This is a genomic window from Flavimaribacter sediminis, assembly GCF_019492055.1.
GTDB classification, from domain to species: Bacteria; Pseudomonadota; Alphaproteobacteria; order Rhizobiales; family Rhizobiaceae; genus Flavimaribacter; species Flavimaribacter sediminis.
The window spans coordinates 604767-619961 of the sequence record NZ_JAICBX010000001.1; the positions used below are offsets into that span (position 1 = coordinate 604767).

At 60.6% G+C, this 15195-nt stretch carries 13 protein-coding genes; 12 read left to right on the forward strand and 1 reads right to left on the reverse strand.

Annotation, left to right across the window (positions count from 1 at the left end):
• Nucleotides 1-53: 53 nt before the first annotated feature.
• The 7 genes from K1W69_RS02885 to K1W69_RS02915 are packed head-to-tail and all read left to right on the forward strand — an operon-like array spanning nucleotide 54 to nucleotide 9022.
• Nucleotides 54-1085: an ABC transporter permease gene (locus K1W69_RS02885; protein ID WP_220226826.1), complete on the forward strand. Its 1032-nt coding sequence runs from the start codon at nucleotides 54-56 to the stop codon at nucleotides 1083-1085.
• Complete coding sequence (locus K1W69_RS02890) at nucleotides 1082-1957, forward strand: ABC transporter permease (protein ID WP_220226827.1); 876 nt, start codon at nucleotides 1082-1084, stop codon at nucleotides 1955-1957. Before K1W69_RS02885 ends, K1W69_RS02890 begins: the two co-directional genes overlap by 4 nt.
• A 3-nt stretch (nucleotides 1958-1960) precedes the next feature.
• Entirely contained in the window at nucleotides 1961-3640 is a 1680-nt protein-coding gene (locus K1W69_RS02895) for a dipeptide ABC transporter ATP-binding protein (protein ID WP_220226828.1), read from the forward strand.
• A gap of 26 nt (nucleotides 3641-3666) precedes the next feature.
• On the forward strand, nucleotides 3667-5226 hold the full coding sequence (locus K1W69_RS02900) for a hydantoinase/oxoprolinase N-terminal domain-containing protein (protein ID WP_220226829.1): 1560 nt from the start codon (nucleotides 3667-3669) through the stop codon (nucleotides 5224-5226).
• Nucleotides 5219-6340, forward strand: coding sequence for an S-methyl thiohydantoin desulfurase family protein (locus K1W69_RS02905; RefSeq protein WP_220226830.1), 1122 nt, complete (start codon nucleotides 5219-5221; stop codon nucleotides 6338-6340). The genes K1W69_RS02900 and K1W69_RS02905 overlap by 8 nt, the downstream gene beginning before the upstream one ends.
• Complete coding sequence (locus K1W69_RS02910) at nucleotides 6337-7431, forward strand: S-methyl thiohydantoin desulfurase family protein (RefSeq protein WP_220226831.1); 1095 nt, start codon at nucleotides 6337-6339, stop codon at nucleotides 7429-7431. The genes K1W69_RS02905 and K1W69_RS02910 overlap by 4 nt, the downstream gene beginning before the upstream one ends.
• 16 nt (nucleotides 7432-7447) lie before the next feature.
• Complete coding sequence (locus K1W69_RS02915; RefSeq protein ID WP_220226832.1) at nucleotides 7448-9022, forward strand: ABC transporter substrate-binding protein; 1575 nt, start codon at nucleotides 7448-7450, stop codon at nucleotides 9020-9022.
• Between the two features lie 159 nt (nucleotides 9023-9181).
• Here K1W69_RS02915 and K1W69_RS02920 read toward each other — a convergent pair whose 3' ends face one another.
• Complete coding sequence (locus K1W69_RS02920) at nucleotides 9182-9652, reverse strand: hypothetical protein (RefSeq protein WP_220226833.1); 471 nt, start codon at nucleotides 9650-9652, stop codon at nucleotides 9182-9184.
• Nucleotides 9653-9954: 302 nt separating this feature from the next.
• Between K1W69_RS02920 and K1W69_RS02925 the strand changes: the two genes are divergently transcribed.
• The 5 genes from K1W69_RS02925 (at nucleotide 9955) to K1W69_RS02945 (ending at nucleotide 15006) form a co-directional block, all read left to right on the forward strand.
• Complete coding sequence (locus tag K1W69_RS02925; RefSeq protein ID WP_220226834.1) at nucleotides 9955-11082, forward strand: extracellular solute-binding protein; 1128 nt, start codon at nucleotides 9955-9957, stop codon at nucleotides 11080-11082.
• Nucleotides 11083-11150: 68 nt separating this feature from the next.
• On the forward strand, nucleotides 11151-12263 hold the full coding sequence (locus K1W69_RS02930) for an ABC transporter ATP-binding protein (RefSeq protein WP_220226835.1): 1113 nt from the start codon (nucleotides 11151-11153) through the stop codon (nucleotides 12261-12263).
• 3 nt (nucleotides 12264-12266) lie between these two features.
• Nucleotides 12267-13469: an ABC transporter permease subunit gene (locus K1W69_RS02935; RefSeq protein ID WP_220226836.1), complete on the forward strand. Its 1203-nt coding sequence runs from the start codon at nucleotides 12267-12269 to the stop codon at nucleotides 13467-13469.
• A complete protein-coding gene (locus K1W69_RS02940; protein WP_258570780.1) occupies nucleotides 13466-14308 on the forward strand; it encodes an ABC transporter permease in 843 nt (280 codons plus the stop codon). Before K1W69_RS02935 ends, K1W69_RS02940 begins: the two co-directional genes overlap by 4 nt.
• Nucleotides 14305-15006 carry a hypothetical protein gene (locus K1W69_RS02945; RefSeq protein WP_220226837.1) on the forward strand — a complete coding sequence of 234 codons (702 nt, stop codon included), beginning with the start codon at nucleotides 14305-14307 and terminating at the stop codon, nucleotides 15004-15006. The genes K1W69_RS02940 and K1W69_RS02945 overlap by 4 nt, the downstream gene beginning before the upstream one ends.
• The last annotated feature ends 189 nt before the right edge of the window (nucleotides 15007-15195 follow it).

The following is a 15195-nucleotide window of genomic DNA, read 5'->3' on the forward strand; positions in this document are numbered from 1 at the left end:
GGACCCGCGCAACCAAGACCGGGCCGCCAGGCAAACGGGGAACCGACATCAACATGTTGTCGAATCGCATCTTGTTGCTTGCCAGACGTCTCGTCGGTTTCGCCGGCGTGATGCTCGTGCTCTCCATCATCATATTCGCGCTTGCAAGGATCGTTCCCGGCGACCCGGCGCGCATCGCGCTTGGACCCAGCGCCACCCAGGAGCAGGTCGACGCCATGCGCCAGGAAATGGGTCTCGATAAGCCGCTGGTTCAGCAGTACATGGATTACGTTACGCACGGCGTGCGCGGCGATTTCGGAAAATCGCTGATATCAGGCCGCCAGGTCAGCCACGAAATCGCCAGTCTGCTGCCTGCAACGCTCGAACTGGTTATCGCAACGGTCTTCCTCATCGTCGTCATCTCGATACCGCTCGGCGTGATGACGGCGCGCCACCGCAACAGCTGGATCGACAATGTCGGCCGCTTCTTCTCGATCGTCGGCGTCACCATGCCGAGTTTCCTCTTCGCCATTTTGCTGCAACTGGTTGCCGCGAGTTTCATGCCCGACTGGCCGGTGATCGGCCGCATCAACTATTCTCTGGACATTCCCGCGGGCCCGACCGGTTTGCTTGTGGTCGACTCGATTGTGCACGGACGCTGGGACGTGCTGGGAAGCGCTCTGAAACATCTGGCGTTTCCGGCGCTTGCGCTCGCCATGGCGGGCATCGGCCAGATCACGCGCATCACCCGTTCGGCGATGATCGAGCATCAGCGCCGCGATCATGTGCTTACGCTCAAATCCTTCGGCGTGCCGGAACGCGTGATCATCTTCCGCTATCTGCTCAAACTGTCCTCCATTGCGCCGCTGACGATCATGGGGCTCGAATTCGCGTCGCTCATCGGCAACGCCTTCGTCGTCGAGATGGTGTTTTCCTGGGGAGGTTTCGCCTCTTACGGGCTCGAGGCGATCCTGCAGAAGGATCTCAACGCCGTCATGGCGGTGGTGCTCGTCTCCGGCCTGTTCTTCGTGATCGCCAATCTGGTCATCGATATCGCGCTGATGGTCATCGACCCGCGGCTGCGCTTCAAGGAGGCCGGCGTATGAGCGCTGTCGCAGGAAGCGAGCCAAAGGCTCTCAGCGCCGGCTACATGGCCTGGTACAGGTTCAGCCGCAATCCGGCGGCGCTCATCGGCGCCCTCATGGTCATTTCCGTGATCCTGCTCGCCATATTTGCGCCGCTGATCGCGCCCTATCCGGACGACGTCGGGGCAAAGGTCGATTTCCGGTCCCGGCATATGGCACCCGACTGGGCGCACTGGATGGGCACCGACAAGGTCGGCCGCGATATCCTCACCCGCGTCATTTTCGGCTTTCGCGTCTCGCTTCTGCTTGTGATCGGCGTGCTCGGCGTCGCCGTGCCGGTCGGGGCGGTGCTCGGCATGCTCGCCGGCTATTTCAGCGGCGCTGTCGAGAAGATCATTTCCGGTTTCACCAATGTCATGCTGGCCATTCCGCCGCTGGTGATGGCGCTCGCCATCGGCAATGTGCTCGAACCCAATCTCGTCAACGCCATGCTCGCCATCACCTTCCTCTGGTGGACCTGGCATGCGCGGCTCGTCTACCGCGTTTCCAAATCCATCGCCGCGGAAGACTATATCGAGGCGGCCCGGCTCGCCGGCGCCAGTCACTGGCATATCCTCACGCGTGAAATCCTGCCGAACTGTGTCTCGGTGATTTCCGTCAAGACGACGCTGGACGCCGCCTTCGTCATCCTGTTCGGCGCGACGCTCTCCTTCCTCGGCCTTGGCGTGAAGCCCCCGACGCCCGATCTCGGCACCATGGTCGCCGACGGCCGGCAATTCCTGCCGGAAATGTGGTGGGGCGTGCTCGGGCCGGGTTTTGCGATCTTCTACGCGACCCTCGGCTTCAACCTGCTGGGCGACGGCCTGCGCGACATGTTCGACGTGGAGGTCTGAACCATGAGCGCGCTGCTTCAGATCAAGGATCTCGACGTCTCCTTCATGACATACGGCTACCGCAGCCACATTCTGAAGAGCGTCTCGCTTGAGGTGCCCGAAGGCGGACGCGTAGCCCTGATCGGCGAGACGGGCTCGGGAAAATCCGTGACCAGCAAGGCCGTGCTCGGAACTCTGCCGGACAACGCGACGGTCGAGGGCGGTTCGATCCGCTTTGCCGGCGACGACTTGTTGAACCTTCCCCAGAGCAAGCGCGACACCCTTAAAGGGACAGCCTTCTCGATCATTATGCAGGACCCTTTGAGCTCGTTTAATCCGGTGTTCCGCATCGGCCGGCATCTCGACGACGTGATCTATTTCGCGGACCGTCGACTGGGCGAGAAATCAGACGCCGCCAATCGCCGCCAGCGCATTCATACTGTTCTGCGCCAGGTGCAGCTTGCCGATCCAGAGCGTATCTGTCGCGCCTATCCCTCGCAGCTTTCCGGCGGCATGCGCCAGCGTGTTCTCATTGCGCTTGCGCTTTTACATCAGCCGAAGCTTCTGATCGCCGACGAACCGGGCACCGCCCTCGACGTTACGACCCAGGACGAGATCATGAAACTGATCAACCGGCTGGTCTCCGACAACGGGCTGACGCTGCTGATGATCACGCATAATCTCGGCGTCGTGCGCAAGATGGCTGACGACATCTACGTCATGCGCAAGGGCGAGATCGTCGAACACGGCCCGCTCGCCACCATCTTCCAGACGCCGCAGCAGGCCTACACGAAGCAATTGATCGCGGCGATCCCTCCGCTCTACGGCCCGAAGGTCGTGGATCAAAAGCCGGTCGAAGCGGAGACCGTGATTGAATTGGCGGCCGTCTCCAAGGTGTTCGAGGAGAGGTTCCTGTTTACCCGCGGCGCCGGCCACACGGCCGTCCGCGACGTGTCCCTTAAGATCCGCCGCGGCGAGATCTTCGGCCTCGCCGGAGAATCCGGTTCCGGCAAGACGACCGTCGCCCGCATGATCATGGGGCTGATCCGGCCGAGCAGCGGTCAGGTTGTCGTTGACGGACGCGACGTGTCGCAGGCCGGTCGCGACGGCGCGTTTCGCCGCAAGATCCAGATCGTCTACCAAAACCCGGGCACGTCGCTCAATCCCAAGCGCACCGTCGGGCAGACGCTCACCGTGCCGCTGCAGTTTTCAGGCGGCGGGCGCGGCGCGCTCAACGAACGGATCGAAAAGCTGCTGGCGCAGGTGGAGCTACCGGCCCATTTCACGTCGAAATATCCGCACGAATTGTCGGGCGGCCAGAAACAGCGCGTGGCGATCGCGCGAGCGCTCGCCGCTGATCCGGAAATTCTTGTGCTCGACGAGCCGACCTCCGCGCTCGACGTGTCGGTGCAGAAGAACGTCATCGATCTCTTGCACAGGCTGCGCGACGAACTCGGCCTGACATTCCTGTTCATTTCCCACGACCTTTCGCTGATGCGCAATTTCTGCAGCCAGATCGCCATCATGCTGAAGGGCGAGATCGTCGAGGCGGGCGAACCCCGCACGGTGTTTGGCGATCCGCAACACCCATACACCCGCGCGCTGATCGCCGCGGTTCCGGTGATGAGCGATGCGGAAGACAATTTGAAACCCAAGACAAGCCGGAAAGACCAGCAGCAGTATCTTGCCGATGCCGTTACCTGAACCGGTTGCCCATACAGGAGAGAAACGTGCTTAGACTAGGGATCGACGTTGGCGGAACCAATACGGATGCGGTGATCATGCGAGGTCGTGAGGTGCTCTCGGGCTTCAAGGCGTCGACCACGCAGGACGTGACCACCGGTGTGGTGGAGGCGCTCGAGGGCGCCATAAGCAAGGCTGGCGCCGATCGTGCCGAAATCGGCAACGTCATGATTGGAACCACCCATTTCACGAACGCCGTCATCGAGCGCAAACACATTAACCCGGTCGCCGCCATTCGTCTTGGATTGCCTGCGACGGCGTGTCTACCCCCCATGGTCGACTGGCCGGACGATCTGCGCGAGGCAGTCGGCAATCACGGTTATCTGGTGCGCGGCGGATACGAGTTCGACGGCCGCGAGATCGCTCCGCTAGACGAGGCAGAGATCGACCGGATCGGCGATGACATCAACACCCGCAAGATCAAGGTCGCAGCCATCAGCTCCGTATTCAGCCCGATCAATCAGGCCATGGAAACTGCGGCCCGTGACCGGCTGCTGCAGAAATGTCCCGATGTATCAGTGGTCCTTTCCAGTGATATCGGCCGCATCGGCCTTCTGGAGCGCGAAAGCGCGGCGATCATGAACGCCAGCCTGCTGGCGCTCAGCGATCGCACCGTCGAAGCCTTCGCCGAGGCGTTGAAATCGGCGGGTCTGGCCTGTCCCTTCTACATCACCCAGAACGACGGCACGTTGATGGCCGCCGACATGGTGCGCCGTTTCCCGGTTCTGACATTCGCCTCAGGCCCGACCAATTCCATGCGCGGCGCGGCGTTCCTGACTGGCGAGCGCGACGGCATCGTCGTTGACATTGGCGGCACCACCACCGATGTCGGCGCGCTCCAGCACGGCTTTCCGCGCCAGGCGGCGACCGTCGTCGATATCGGCGGCGTGAGGACGAATTTCCGCATGCCGGATGTGTTTTCAATCGGCCTCGGCGGCGGTTCGCTCGTACGCAGGAACGCAGACGGCGACATCACTGTCGGCCCGCAATCGGTCGGCTATCGGATCACGAGCGAGGCGCTTGTTTTCGGCGGCGACACGCTGACTGCGACCGATATAGCGATCGCCAGGGGCGAGGCCGATTTCGGCGATCGCGCCGCCGTCGCCAATATCTATGCAGCTACACTGGATGGCGCCCGAGCCGCAATGACCGGAATGCTGGAGCGCGCCGTCGAGCGCAGCCGGATTTCTCCGGAGCCCATTCCGGTCATTGCCGTGGGCGGCGGGTCGATCCTGATGCCTGACCAGCTCGGCGATCTCCAGGTCATCCGACCGGAAAACTTTGCGGTCGCCAATGCAGTGGGCGCCGCGATCGCGCAAATCAGCGGCGAGGTGGATCGCATCTTCTCGCTGGAAAACGGCCTGACCCGCGACATCTGCCTCAAACAGGCCGAAGAGGAGGCGACAAAGAAGGCCGTCGATTCAGGCGCTGTCGCGGAGACAATCGAGACGATTGAACGCGAAGACGTGCCGCTCGCCTATCTTCCTGGCAACGCCACGCGCATCCACGTCAAGGTGGTCGGCGAAATGGGGGGGCTCGATGCTTAGCAGGCAGTCCGAAATGCGGGTCGTCACCGAAGAGGACATCGACGCGCTGGAAATCGGCTCGGCGATCCTCGGTACGGGCGGCGGCGGCAATCCCTATATCGGCAAGCTGCGCGCCAAACAGGTTCTGCGGGAAGGCCGTCCCATGCGGATCTTGCCGCTCCAGGCCCTTCCGGACGACGCCAAGGTGGTTTCGCTCGGCGGCATCGGCGCGCCGCTCGTCTCGCATGAGCGTATCAAGGAGGGCCGTGAAGGCCTGCGTTGCGTGCGCGCGCTTGAGGAGCGCTTCGGCTTCAGGATCGACGCCATCGCCTGCGAGGAGATCGGGGGACAGAACAGCATGGAGCCGCTGATCATCGCGGCGCTCGCCGGACTGCCTGTCGTCGACTGCGACGGCATGGGGCGGGCCTTTCCGGAAATGCAGATGACGACCTATTCCATCTACGGCCATTGCAGCACGCCCAGCGTCATGTGCGATTGCCACGGCAATGTCGTGACTTTCGATCACGCGGTTTCGGAGCTTTGGCACGAGAAGATGGCGCGCGCCTGCGTCGTGGCGCAGGGCGGCGCGTCTACACTGGCGAGCGCGCCGATGGACGGCATTTTCGTGAAGCGGTTCGCCATACCGGATTCCTACACCAAGGCGATCTCACTCGGACGCACGGTTCGAGCCGCCCAGAAGCGCCACGAGGATCCCGTGCAGGCGATCTGTGCGTTTGAACATGGCAAGCAGGTTTTCACCGGAAAGATCGTTGACCTCAAGCGTCACCTCAAGGGCGGTTTCGTCCGCGGCGAGGCGATACTCGACGGTTTCGATGATTTTCAGGGGGATACGGCGCAAATCGACATCCAGAACGAGTACCTCGTGTTCACCCGTAACGGCGTGGTCGAGGTCATCGTGCCGGACCTCGTCGTCATTCTCGACAACGATACGGGCGAGGCGATTTCCACTGAAATGCTGCGATATGGCCAGCGGGTCAGCGTTCTGGCGCTGCCGTGCCATCCGCTTCTTCGCACTCCGGAAGCGCTGAAGGTAGTCGGACCGTCCGGCTTCGGACTGGGTCATCTGACCTACAGGCCGATGGAGGAAACAGACAGGAAGGATATGCCGGCATGAGCGGATTTCTCATCAACGCAGACGACATGGAGGCGATCGCCACAGGCGGTGCGTTTCTCGGAACCGGTGGGGGAGGCGATCCCTATATCGGAAAGCTGATGGCGCAGGCAGCCATCGCCGAATACGGGCCGGTCACGGTGATTGACGTCGAGGATGTCGCGGACGACGCGCTGTGCGTACCGGTCTGCATGATGGGCGCGCCGACGGTCATGGTCGAGAAACTGCCGAACGGCCAGGAAGCCCGCGAGGCGCTGGCCCAGCTCGAGGCGTTTCTCGGACGCAAGGCGGACGCGCTGATCTGCGTTGAGGCCGGCGGCCTCAACTCCACGATCCCATTTGCGGTTGCTTCTGCAACAGGCCTGCCGCTGATCGACGGCGACGGCATGGGTCGGGCCTTTCCGGAAATCCAGATGGTCAGTTTCACCATGCAGGACGTGTCGGCGACGCCGATGGTAATCGCCGACGAGAAAGGCAACAGCTCGGTTCTCAACACGATCTCCAACGTCTGGACGGAACGGCTGGCGCGCGTCCAGACCGTGCAGATGGGCGGATCCGCCCTGGTCGCCCTCTATCCCATGAGTGGCCTGCAGGTGAAAAAGAGCATTCTGCGCAACACCTTGTCGCTGATCCGGGAGATCGGCCAGACAATCGCATCGGAAAAGGCCAGCCGCCGCAACCCGGCGGAAGCGCTGATCAGGCGTCTTGACGGAAAGCGCCTGATGACTGGCCGCGTCGTCGATATCGAACGGCGCACCGAGGGAGGGTTCGCCCGCGGCACGGCGACGCTCAAAGGCATGGACCAGGATGAGGGCAGCACATTCAAGGTCCATTTCCAGAACGAATTTCTCATCGCGCTCAACGATCGCGACGAGATGCTTGCCGTCACGCCGGATCTGATCTGCGCGCTCGACGCCGATGGCGGCTTGCCGGTGACGACCGAGCAATTGCGCTTCGGTCTCGCCGTGACGTTGATCGGCCTGCCTTGCGATCCGCAGTGGCGGTCCGAGGCGGGCGTCGATCTCGTTGGTCCCGGCTATTTCGGCTACGCGCAGACCTACGTTCCACTTGAAGAATTGCCAAACGGAAACTGAGAAAAGGAGAACGGAAATGAAGAAACTGGGACTTGGATTGGCCTGCGCCGCAGCCATTGCGGCGTCTACGGCCCTGACTGCGCCGGCAGTCGCTCAGGACAAGGTGTCGCTTGTCGTCAACACGGTGCAGATATTTGGCACCATAGATCCGGCCAAGGTCAACGACTACACGGAATACATGGCGGCGGTGAACCTCTATGACGGTCTGACCACGGTGAGCCCGGAAGGCCAGGTCGTCCCGCAACTCGCCGAAAGCTGGGAAGTCTCGGACGACAGCAAGACCTACACTTTCAAGCTGAAGGAAGGCGCGAGTTTTCAGGACGGCAGCCCGGTCGAGGCCAAGGACGTCGTCTACACGATGAAGCGCCTGCTCGCGCTCAATGAAGGCCCGTCCTATCTGTTCGCAGACCTTATCGAGGCCGACGCCGTCAAGGCGCTCGACGACAGGACGGTCGAGATTACGCTGAACAAGGTCTATTCGCCGTTCCTTACCAACACGCCGCTGATCCTCGTCGTCAATTCAGATCTGCTGGCTGAACAGGATGGCGAATGGGCCGAAACATATCTCGGCGACAATTCCGCCGGCGCAGGGCCTTACCAGCTCGACAACTGGACGCGCGGCGCACAGATGATGCTGAGCCGCTATGACGATTATCACGCCGGTTGGCCGAACGAGAAGCCGATCGACGAGCTGCGTTTCGTGGTCACCCGAGACGAGGCCACCGTCAAGGCGCTGGCAACCAAGGGCGAGCTCGGCATGTCCTCGCAATATCAGGGCAACGAGACCTATGAGGCGATCTCCAAGCTGCCGAACTACAAGATCATCGCCGCCGATACGGCGACCGGCTTCTACATCAAGCTGAACAACCAGACCGCACCGACCGACGACGTGCATATCCGCCGCGCCATCGCTTATGCGATGGACTACGACACCATCCGCGACGTCATCTATCCGGGCGGTCAGTTGAACGGCCCGCTGGCGCCTGTCTTCGCCGACGCCTATCTCGACAGCCTGCCGGATACGGAATTCGACCTCGAAAAGGCCAAGGAAGAGGTCGCGAAATCGAAATACGCAGGCTCGGAGCCGATCAAGATCGTTCACAGCTACGTCGCCAAGACAGCCTTCGAGGAAGAGATCGGCCTGCTGTTCAAGTCGGCGCTGGAAATGATCGGCTTCGAGGTGGAGTTGCAGCCCGAGCCCTGGAACCGCATCACCGAACTCGCCGCCTCCGTCGAGACGACGCCGAATGCGACCCAGGTCTTCTACGGCCCGACCTACCCGTCGCCGGACTCCGTCTTCTACGTCCAGTACCATTCCCGCGCCAAGGGTACCTGGTCATCGATGGAATGGGTGATGGATCCCGAGATCGACGCGCTGATCGACAAGTCGCGCCAGACAACGGACATCGCCGAGCAGAACATGCTCTACAAGGAAATCCAGCAGAAGCTCTACGACCGCCAGTCCGACGTCTTCCTGCTGACCCAGAAGAAGCGCTTCGCTGCCAACAAGTGCCTGCAGGGCTACGCCTGGGTTCCGATGCAGAGCTGGGACACCGACTTTTCCCGCTTCTGGTGGAATTGCGACGAATAAGGACTTTCCTGCAAAGGGTTCCCTCCGGACGTTATCTCCCTGACGCCCGGCAACTGCGCCCCCGTTCGCTCGGACGGGGGTTTTTTCTTGCCGTTTTGGGTGCCGCTATGACTAAGTCGACTTTTGGGGAGCTGCACGGACGAATAGTTTTTTATTTCGCTAAGAGTGTTCTCTGATTTTCTTTTGTCCGTATTCCTTTAGTTCTTTGAAAACATTCTCTTGGGATTTCAGATATTTCTCCATTAGAACAATGAAGCCATTGTTTGAATTTCTCTTTTCCCATGCGTCATCATTCATGATTGTGATCATGCTTCGATAGTTTGCCGCGTTTCGTTCAAATTCATCAACGTACTTCGCGAGTTTTTCGGGAAAGGAACTGTATGCTATCGCCATCATTTTGCCAGCTGGCGGCAACTCGCGTATTCCGCCCTTTGTAAGTTCGCGAAGTTCCTCTGGATGAAGTAAGGCGCGCATCTCTTCAAACACAAGGCTAAAAAGTTCCTCATACTTGAGCCTAAGAATTTTCTTCTCTTCTCGATTATATCTTAGGTGATCGATGTAAAGAGTGGGGCCGATAGCGGCTATTGCACCGATGGCGGCAGCTAGCAATGTACTTAATCCTGCGTCCATATTGGTAGAACCTTTTGCTTTTCATCGAGACATTTTGACCCGATATCTCTCCTTGATATTTAACATTATTTTCGGATTATCCGCCTCAATACCGTCAAATTCAGTGGCCTGTGTTCTGTTTATAGTTTCACAATCTTTGCACATCAGATAGTCGCAACTGCAATCCCGGCGTGCGTCATCGCTGCTTTGTTAACTGTCACAGTTCTGTCGTAAATCCGCAATCAAAGTGACAACCCTTGCGCCTATGAGCGCTACAGCACGTCCGTACTGAACGTGTCCGTGTAACATCTAGGGGATCTGTCATGATCATTTCACGTCGCCGGCTTATGCAAGGCGCCACCGCAGCCGGGGCCTTCGTCGCCGCGCCCGCCATCCTCAAATCGCATGATGCGCTCGCGTCGTCCGGCCAGGTCAACGTCTTTGCCTGGGGCGACTACATCCAGCCGAACATGATCGAACTGTTCGAAAAGGATACGGGCATCAAGATCAATCTTTCGACCTTCGGCTCCAATGACGAAGCCGAGCAGAAACTGAAGGCCGCAGGCGGCAAGGGCTTCGACGTCATCTTCCCGTCCGTCACAAACGGCAACAACTACTACCCGGACGGTCTTCTGCAGCCGCTCGACGAGGAAAAGCTCGTCAACGCCGGCAACCTCATCCCGTCTATGGTCCGCGATTCCGTCGTGCTTGGCGGCACCTATCGCGGCAAGCGCTACCTGATGCCCTTTGACTGGGGCACGGAAGCCATCACCTTCGATTCCGCGACCTTCGATCTGAGCGACGCCGATGTTTCCTTCGGCTCCATGTGGATGCCGGATGCAGTCGGCAAGGCCACATTCCGCCAGAAATCGGCGATCATGGGTGTGGGTCTCTATCTCGACGCCACCGGCGAACTGAAGTCCGACCGCATGCTTGACGTCTACAAGACGGAAGACGATGCGCGCCGCGTCTGGTCCGCTTGCGCCGACTACATCATAGCGCACAAGGAAAACATCGCAGCCTTCTGGAACAACGCGACCGAAGCCACCAACGCCTTCAAGCAGGCGGGCGCCGCCATCGGCCAGACCTGGGACACGACCGGTCTTCTTTTGAACCGCGAAGACGCGAAGTGGAAATATCGCATGCCCAAGGAAGGCGGCATTACCTGGATGGATTCGATCGGCATGCCGTCCGGCGCCGCCAATGTCGAGCAGGGCTACGCCTTCATCAATGCGATGTTCACGCCGGAAATGGGCGGGCTTCTTTCCAAGAACACCGGTTACAACTCTGCAGTAGCCGACGCCGCGGAATATGCGGGCGAGGAGTACAAGAAGCAGTTCACAGAGGTCTACAACGCCGACAATCTCGCCAATCTCTGGTGGTGGCAGGCCGATACGCCCTGGTTCGCTCCGCTGCGTCAGGAATATGTCGACAAGATCACCAACGCCTGATTTTGCAAGCGACATCCAGGCAAGGCCGCGTTGATCGCGGCCTTGCTTCGTGAACCTGGAGGATGATGATGCGCGGACAGGACGTGTTTCTCGACGGCATAAAAATGACCTACCCGAACGGGTTTACCGCCGTGCATGAAACCGATCTTACGATCAATGCGGGCGAGTTCTTCTCGATCCTCGGCCCGTCCGGTTGCGGCAAGACGACCATCCTCAGAATGATTTCGGGATTTCTTGATCCCACGGCCGGCGCGATTTCGATCGGCGGCGTCAGGATGAACGGGATCGGTCCGAACAATCGGCCGACCGCGCTCATTTTCCAGAACCTTGCCCTGTTTCCGCTGATGCCGGTCTGGGAAAATGTCGCTTTCGGCCTGGAAGCGCGCGGCGTTCCCAAGGCCAAGCGCCGCAAGCGTGCCGAGGAGCTTCTGGAGCTCGTGGCCCTGTACGGTCAGGCCGACAAGATGCCGACGGAGCTGTCCGGCGGGCAGCGCCAGCGCGTCGCGGTTGCCCGCGCTCTCGCGGTCGAACCTGCGGTACTGCTGCTTGACGAGCCGCTCTCCGCGCTCGACCTGAAGCTGCGGCAGCACATGCGCGCGGAACTGAAGGAAATCCAGCGCAAGACGAGCGTCACCTTCATCTACATTACCCACGACCAGGGCGAGGCGCTCGCCATGTCCGACCGGGTCGCGGTCATGAACGAGGGACGCATCGAGCAGGTGGCCTCGGCCGACGATATCTACAACCGGCCGCAGACCGCTTTCACCGCCACGTTCGTCGGCGAGCAGAATGTGTTTACCGGCAAGGTGACCTCGGCTGTCGGCAACGAAGTCGCGGTCGAGACCGGGCAGGGGACGCTCTACGGCGTCAACCGCAACGACCTTGCGGTCGGCGACGAGGCGCTCGTCATGGTGCGGCCGGAGCGCATCGGGCTGCTCAATGGAGAAGCTGGCGATCCGGAGAAAATGGCGAAACTGAACACGCTGTCGGCGCGCCTGCAGCGGCGCGACCTCGAGGGCGCTCTGATCAACCTTTATCTCACCGCCGGTGAAAACGATATTCACGTCAACATGCATAACACCGGGGATGATGCTCCCTTCTCGGACGAGATAAAGCTCGCTTTCCGGCATCGCGATACGGTCATCATGCGGCCGGGCTCCATCGCCAGGGACCGGGCCTGAACCGTGGAGGCGCTGGTTCGCTCATACGGCAAGGGGCTGACGGCGGTCTTTGCCGGATTGGTCGCACTGTGGATCATTCTGATGATCGTGGTGCCACAAGTCACAATGATTGACAGGGCCTTCACGTATCAGGATCGCGGCGGCGAAACGGCCATGCTCGCGATCGAGATCGACCGGGCCTATACAAAACGTTTCCAGCTCGAGCAGCAGGTCCAGAGAGCGCAGAATGCCGCCGACGCTGAACCCGGTGCGTCTGCGCCCTCCGTATCTGCGCCGTCGGCGACGCCGTCCATTGGCGCGCCTGCTGCCACGACCCCGTCGGCCGGCGGGCTTCCGCAGCCTTCCGCTGGCGGCGCCGCGAACCAGGAAATCGACGTCGAGGCGCTGGAAGCCGAAATCGCGACGCTGACCGCGAAAATCGAGGAACTCGAATCCCAGGAAGACCTTTCCTCCGGCGAGGCCGGCATGAAGGCGACCTATTCGCTGAAAAATTTCACCACGATGAGCGGCATTCACTTCCAGATCTTCGTGATGACGCTCCTCTACGCGTTTTGCGTGACGATCCTGTCTTTCCTGATCTGCTATCCAGTGGCCTTCGTGATCGCCACCACGACCAATCGCAACCGGTTGGCGTTGATGATGCTCGGTCTCGTCATTCCCTATGCGATCAACGAGCTTTTGCGCATCTTCTCCTGGATCATGATCCTGGAAAAGAACGGCATTCTGAACACGTTCCTCAACTTCATCGGCATTATCGATATCGACGCCGGCGAGGGCATCCGCTTCGTCGCGTCCAACGGCGCAGTCTTTACGGTTATGGTCTACGCCTATGTGCTGTTCATGGTGTTTCCGATCTACAACACCATCGACACGCTGGACAAAAACCAGATCGAGGCCGCGCGCGATCTCGGCGCGTCGGCCTGGAAAATCCACACGCGCGTCGTCATTCCGCACGCCAAGCCCGGCATCGCCGTCGGATCGATCATGACCTTCATGCTCTCCGCCGGTTCGATCGCCGTGCCTGAAATCGTCGGACGCGGCCTGCATCCCGACTGGTTCTCCCAGCTCATCTACCGCCGCTTCTTCGAGGCGGATTCCTGGAACCAGGGCTCGGCCTATTCGCTGGCGCTGCTGATCGCCTGCATCGTCTTCATCTTCGCCACCATGGCGATTTTCAAGGTCGGAATCAGGGATATTGCGAAATGAGCGTTGCGACCCGGACAGATCCGATGGGCGTGGAGACGGGCGCACAGCCGCGCGCCGACCGGGACTGGGCGAACGCAATTCTCGGCGGCTATGTGGTCGTTTTCTTCGCCGTGATGTTCCTGCCGCTGCTCTTCATGGTCGCGGCCGCCTTTAACGCATCGCCCACGCCGTCGGTCACAGACTGGCAGGGCTTCACGCTGCGCTGGTTTCGCGAATTGCCGAACGATCAGCGGATGATTCAGGGGCTCTGGCACTCGCTGCTGATCGCCGCCGGCGTCATCGTCATATCCATTCCTTTCGGCCTCTCCGGCGCTTTCATTCTCACCCGGATGCGCTCGCGCGGATCGTCGCTGCTCTATACGGTGCTGGTCTCGCCCGTGCTTGTCCCCGGCATCATCCTCGGCGTCACCACGATGATCTTCTGGCGCGATTTCTTCGGTGTCCAGGCGGGGCTTTTTACAGCCATGGCGGCCCAGTCCTCCTTCATCGCCTCCTACTGCATGCTCATGTTCATGGCGCGATTGCAGCGCCAGGACCGGGTGCTCGAAGAGGCGGCGCTCGACCTCGGCGCCTCGCCGTTCATGGTTTTCCGGCGCATCACCTTGCCTTTTCTCATGCCGACGATCCTCACGGCTTGCGTCATCGCCTTCCTGCAGTCGATTGAAAACTACAACACGACCTTCTTCGCCATTGGCGGGTCATGGACGCTGGTGACCGAAATTGGCAGCCGCATGCGCTTCGGCCTCTCGCCGATGATCAATGCGATCGGCGTCATCTTCGTCGCCATCACCATAATTGTTGCGATCACCCATACGCTCGTGACAAGAAAGCGGGCATGAAGATCCGCTTTGCCTGCCTGCCCGGTTACGAAGCCATTCTGCCCAAACCGTCGCTTGCCTCCGGCGCTCTGCCGGACTGGCTGAAGGCGATGCCGGCCGCGACGGCGAGCAGCGTTCTGCTTGACGCGGAGGTGCGCACGGTCAAGCAGTGCCCGCCCTTCGTCGACGCCATGCAGAGCGGGATCCTGTTTCCGCTCGCCGCCGACGTCAGGGTCGAGAACGGCGAATTTGCCTGGGACTGGAACGCGCCTTCATCAGGCAGCCGGATGACACGCTCGCCGATTGGCGTCCACGCTCCGGAACAGGCGACGGGCCTTCCCGGCGCGCCATCCGGCGAGTTCGTTATCAAGTTCAACAATTTCTGGACCGTGGAACTGCCGGAAGGCTGGTCGATGCTGTTCACCCATCCCGCCAACCGCCCGGACCTGCCGTTTCACACATTCTCCGGCGTCGTCGACTGCGACCGCTGGAAATCGGGCCACGTCCATTTCCCGGCGGTGTGGACCGATCCGGAGTTTAACGGAACCCTGCCGGCAGGCACGCCCGTGGCGCAGGGCTGGCCGATAAAACGGGAAAGTCTCGAACTCAAATTCGCCGAGATGGACGCCAAAGAACTGGCCGAACACGAGACAGTGCAGGATGCGCTTGGCGAACGGGCAGGAGTCTATCGCAAGGATTTTCGCGCCCGGAGTAAATGATGCCGATGCGCGAATGCGCCAGTGCAGCTGTCCGCAAAGTTGCTGCATATCCGACCGCGCGGACGCGGGTCGCCGGGTTCCGGCCCAAGGCCGATAAGAGGGGTAATTTGCTAAATTTATTATATTAAACAGCCTCATTGGGGACTTGATCCACCATCCAGCAGCGCTGTGTCCACGGCGCGTAAGGAG

Coding starts and splice junctions, on each gene's coding strand:
- K1W69_RS02925 (WP_220226834.1), top strand. CDS start 9,955: ATGATCATTTCACGTCGCCGGCTTATGCAAGGCGCCACCGCAGCCGGG.
- K1W69_RS02940 (WP_258570780.1), top strand. CDS start 13,466: ATGAGCGTTGCGACCCGGACAGATCCGATGGGCGTGGAGACGGGCGCA.
- K1W69_RS02890 (WP_220226827.1), top strand. CDS start 1,082: ATGAGCGCTGTCGCAGGAAGCGAGCCAAAGGCTCTCAGCGCCGGCTAC.
- K1W69_RS02945 (WP_220226837.1), top strand. CDS start 14,305: ATGAAGATCCGCTTTGCCTGCCTGCCCGGTTACGAAGCCATTCTGCCC.
- K1W69_RS02930 (WP_220226835.1), top strand. CDS start 11,151: ATGCGCGGACAGGACGTGTTTCTCGACGGCATAAAAATGACCTACCCG.
- K1W69_RS02915 (WP_220226832.1), top strand. CDS start 7,448: ATGAAGAAACTGGGACTTGGATTGGCCTGCGCCGCAGCCATTGCGGCG.
- K1W69_RS02905 (WP_220226830.1), top strand. CDS start 5,219: ATGCTTAGCAGGCAGTCCGAAATGCGGGTCGTCACCGAAGAGGACATC.
- K1W69_RS02885 (WP_220226826.1), top strand. CDS start 54: ATGTTGTCGAATCGCATCTTGTTGCTTGCCAGACGTCTCGTCGGTTTC.
- K1W69_RS02910 (WP_220226831.1), top strand. CDS start 6,337: ATGAGCGGATTTCTCATCAACGCAGACGACATGGAGGCGATCGCCACA.
- K1W69_RS02920 (WP_220226833.1), bottom strand. CDS start 9,652: ATGGACGCAGGATTAAGTACATTGCTAGCTGCCGCCATCGGTGCAATA.
- K1W69_RS02895 (WP_220226828.1), top strand. CDS start 1,961: ATGAGCGCGCTGCTTCAGATCAAGGATCTCGACGTCTCCTTCATGACA.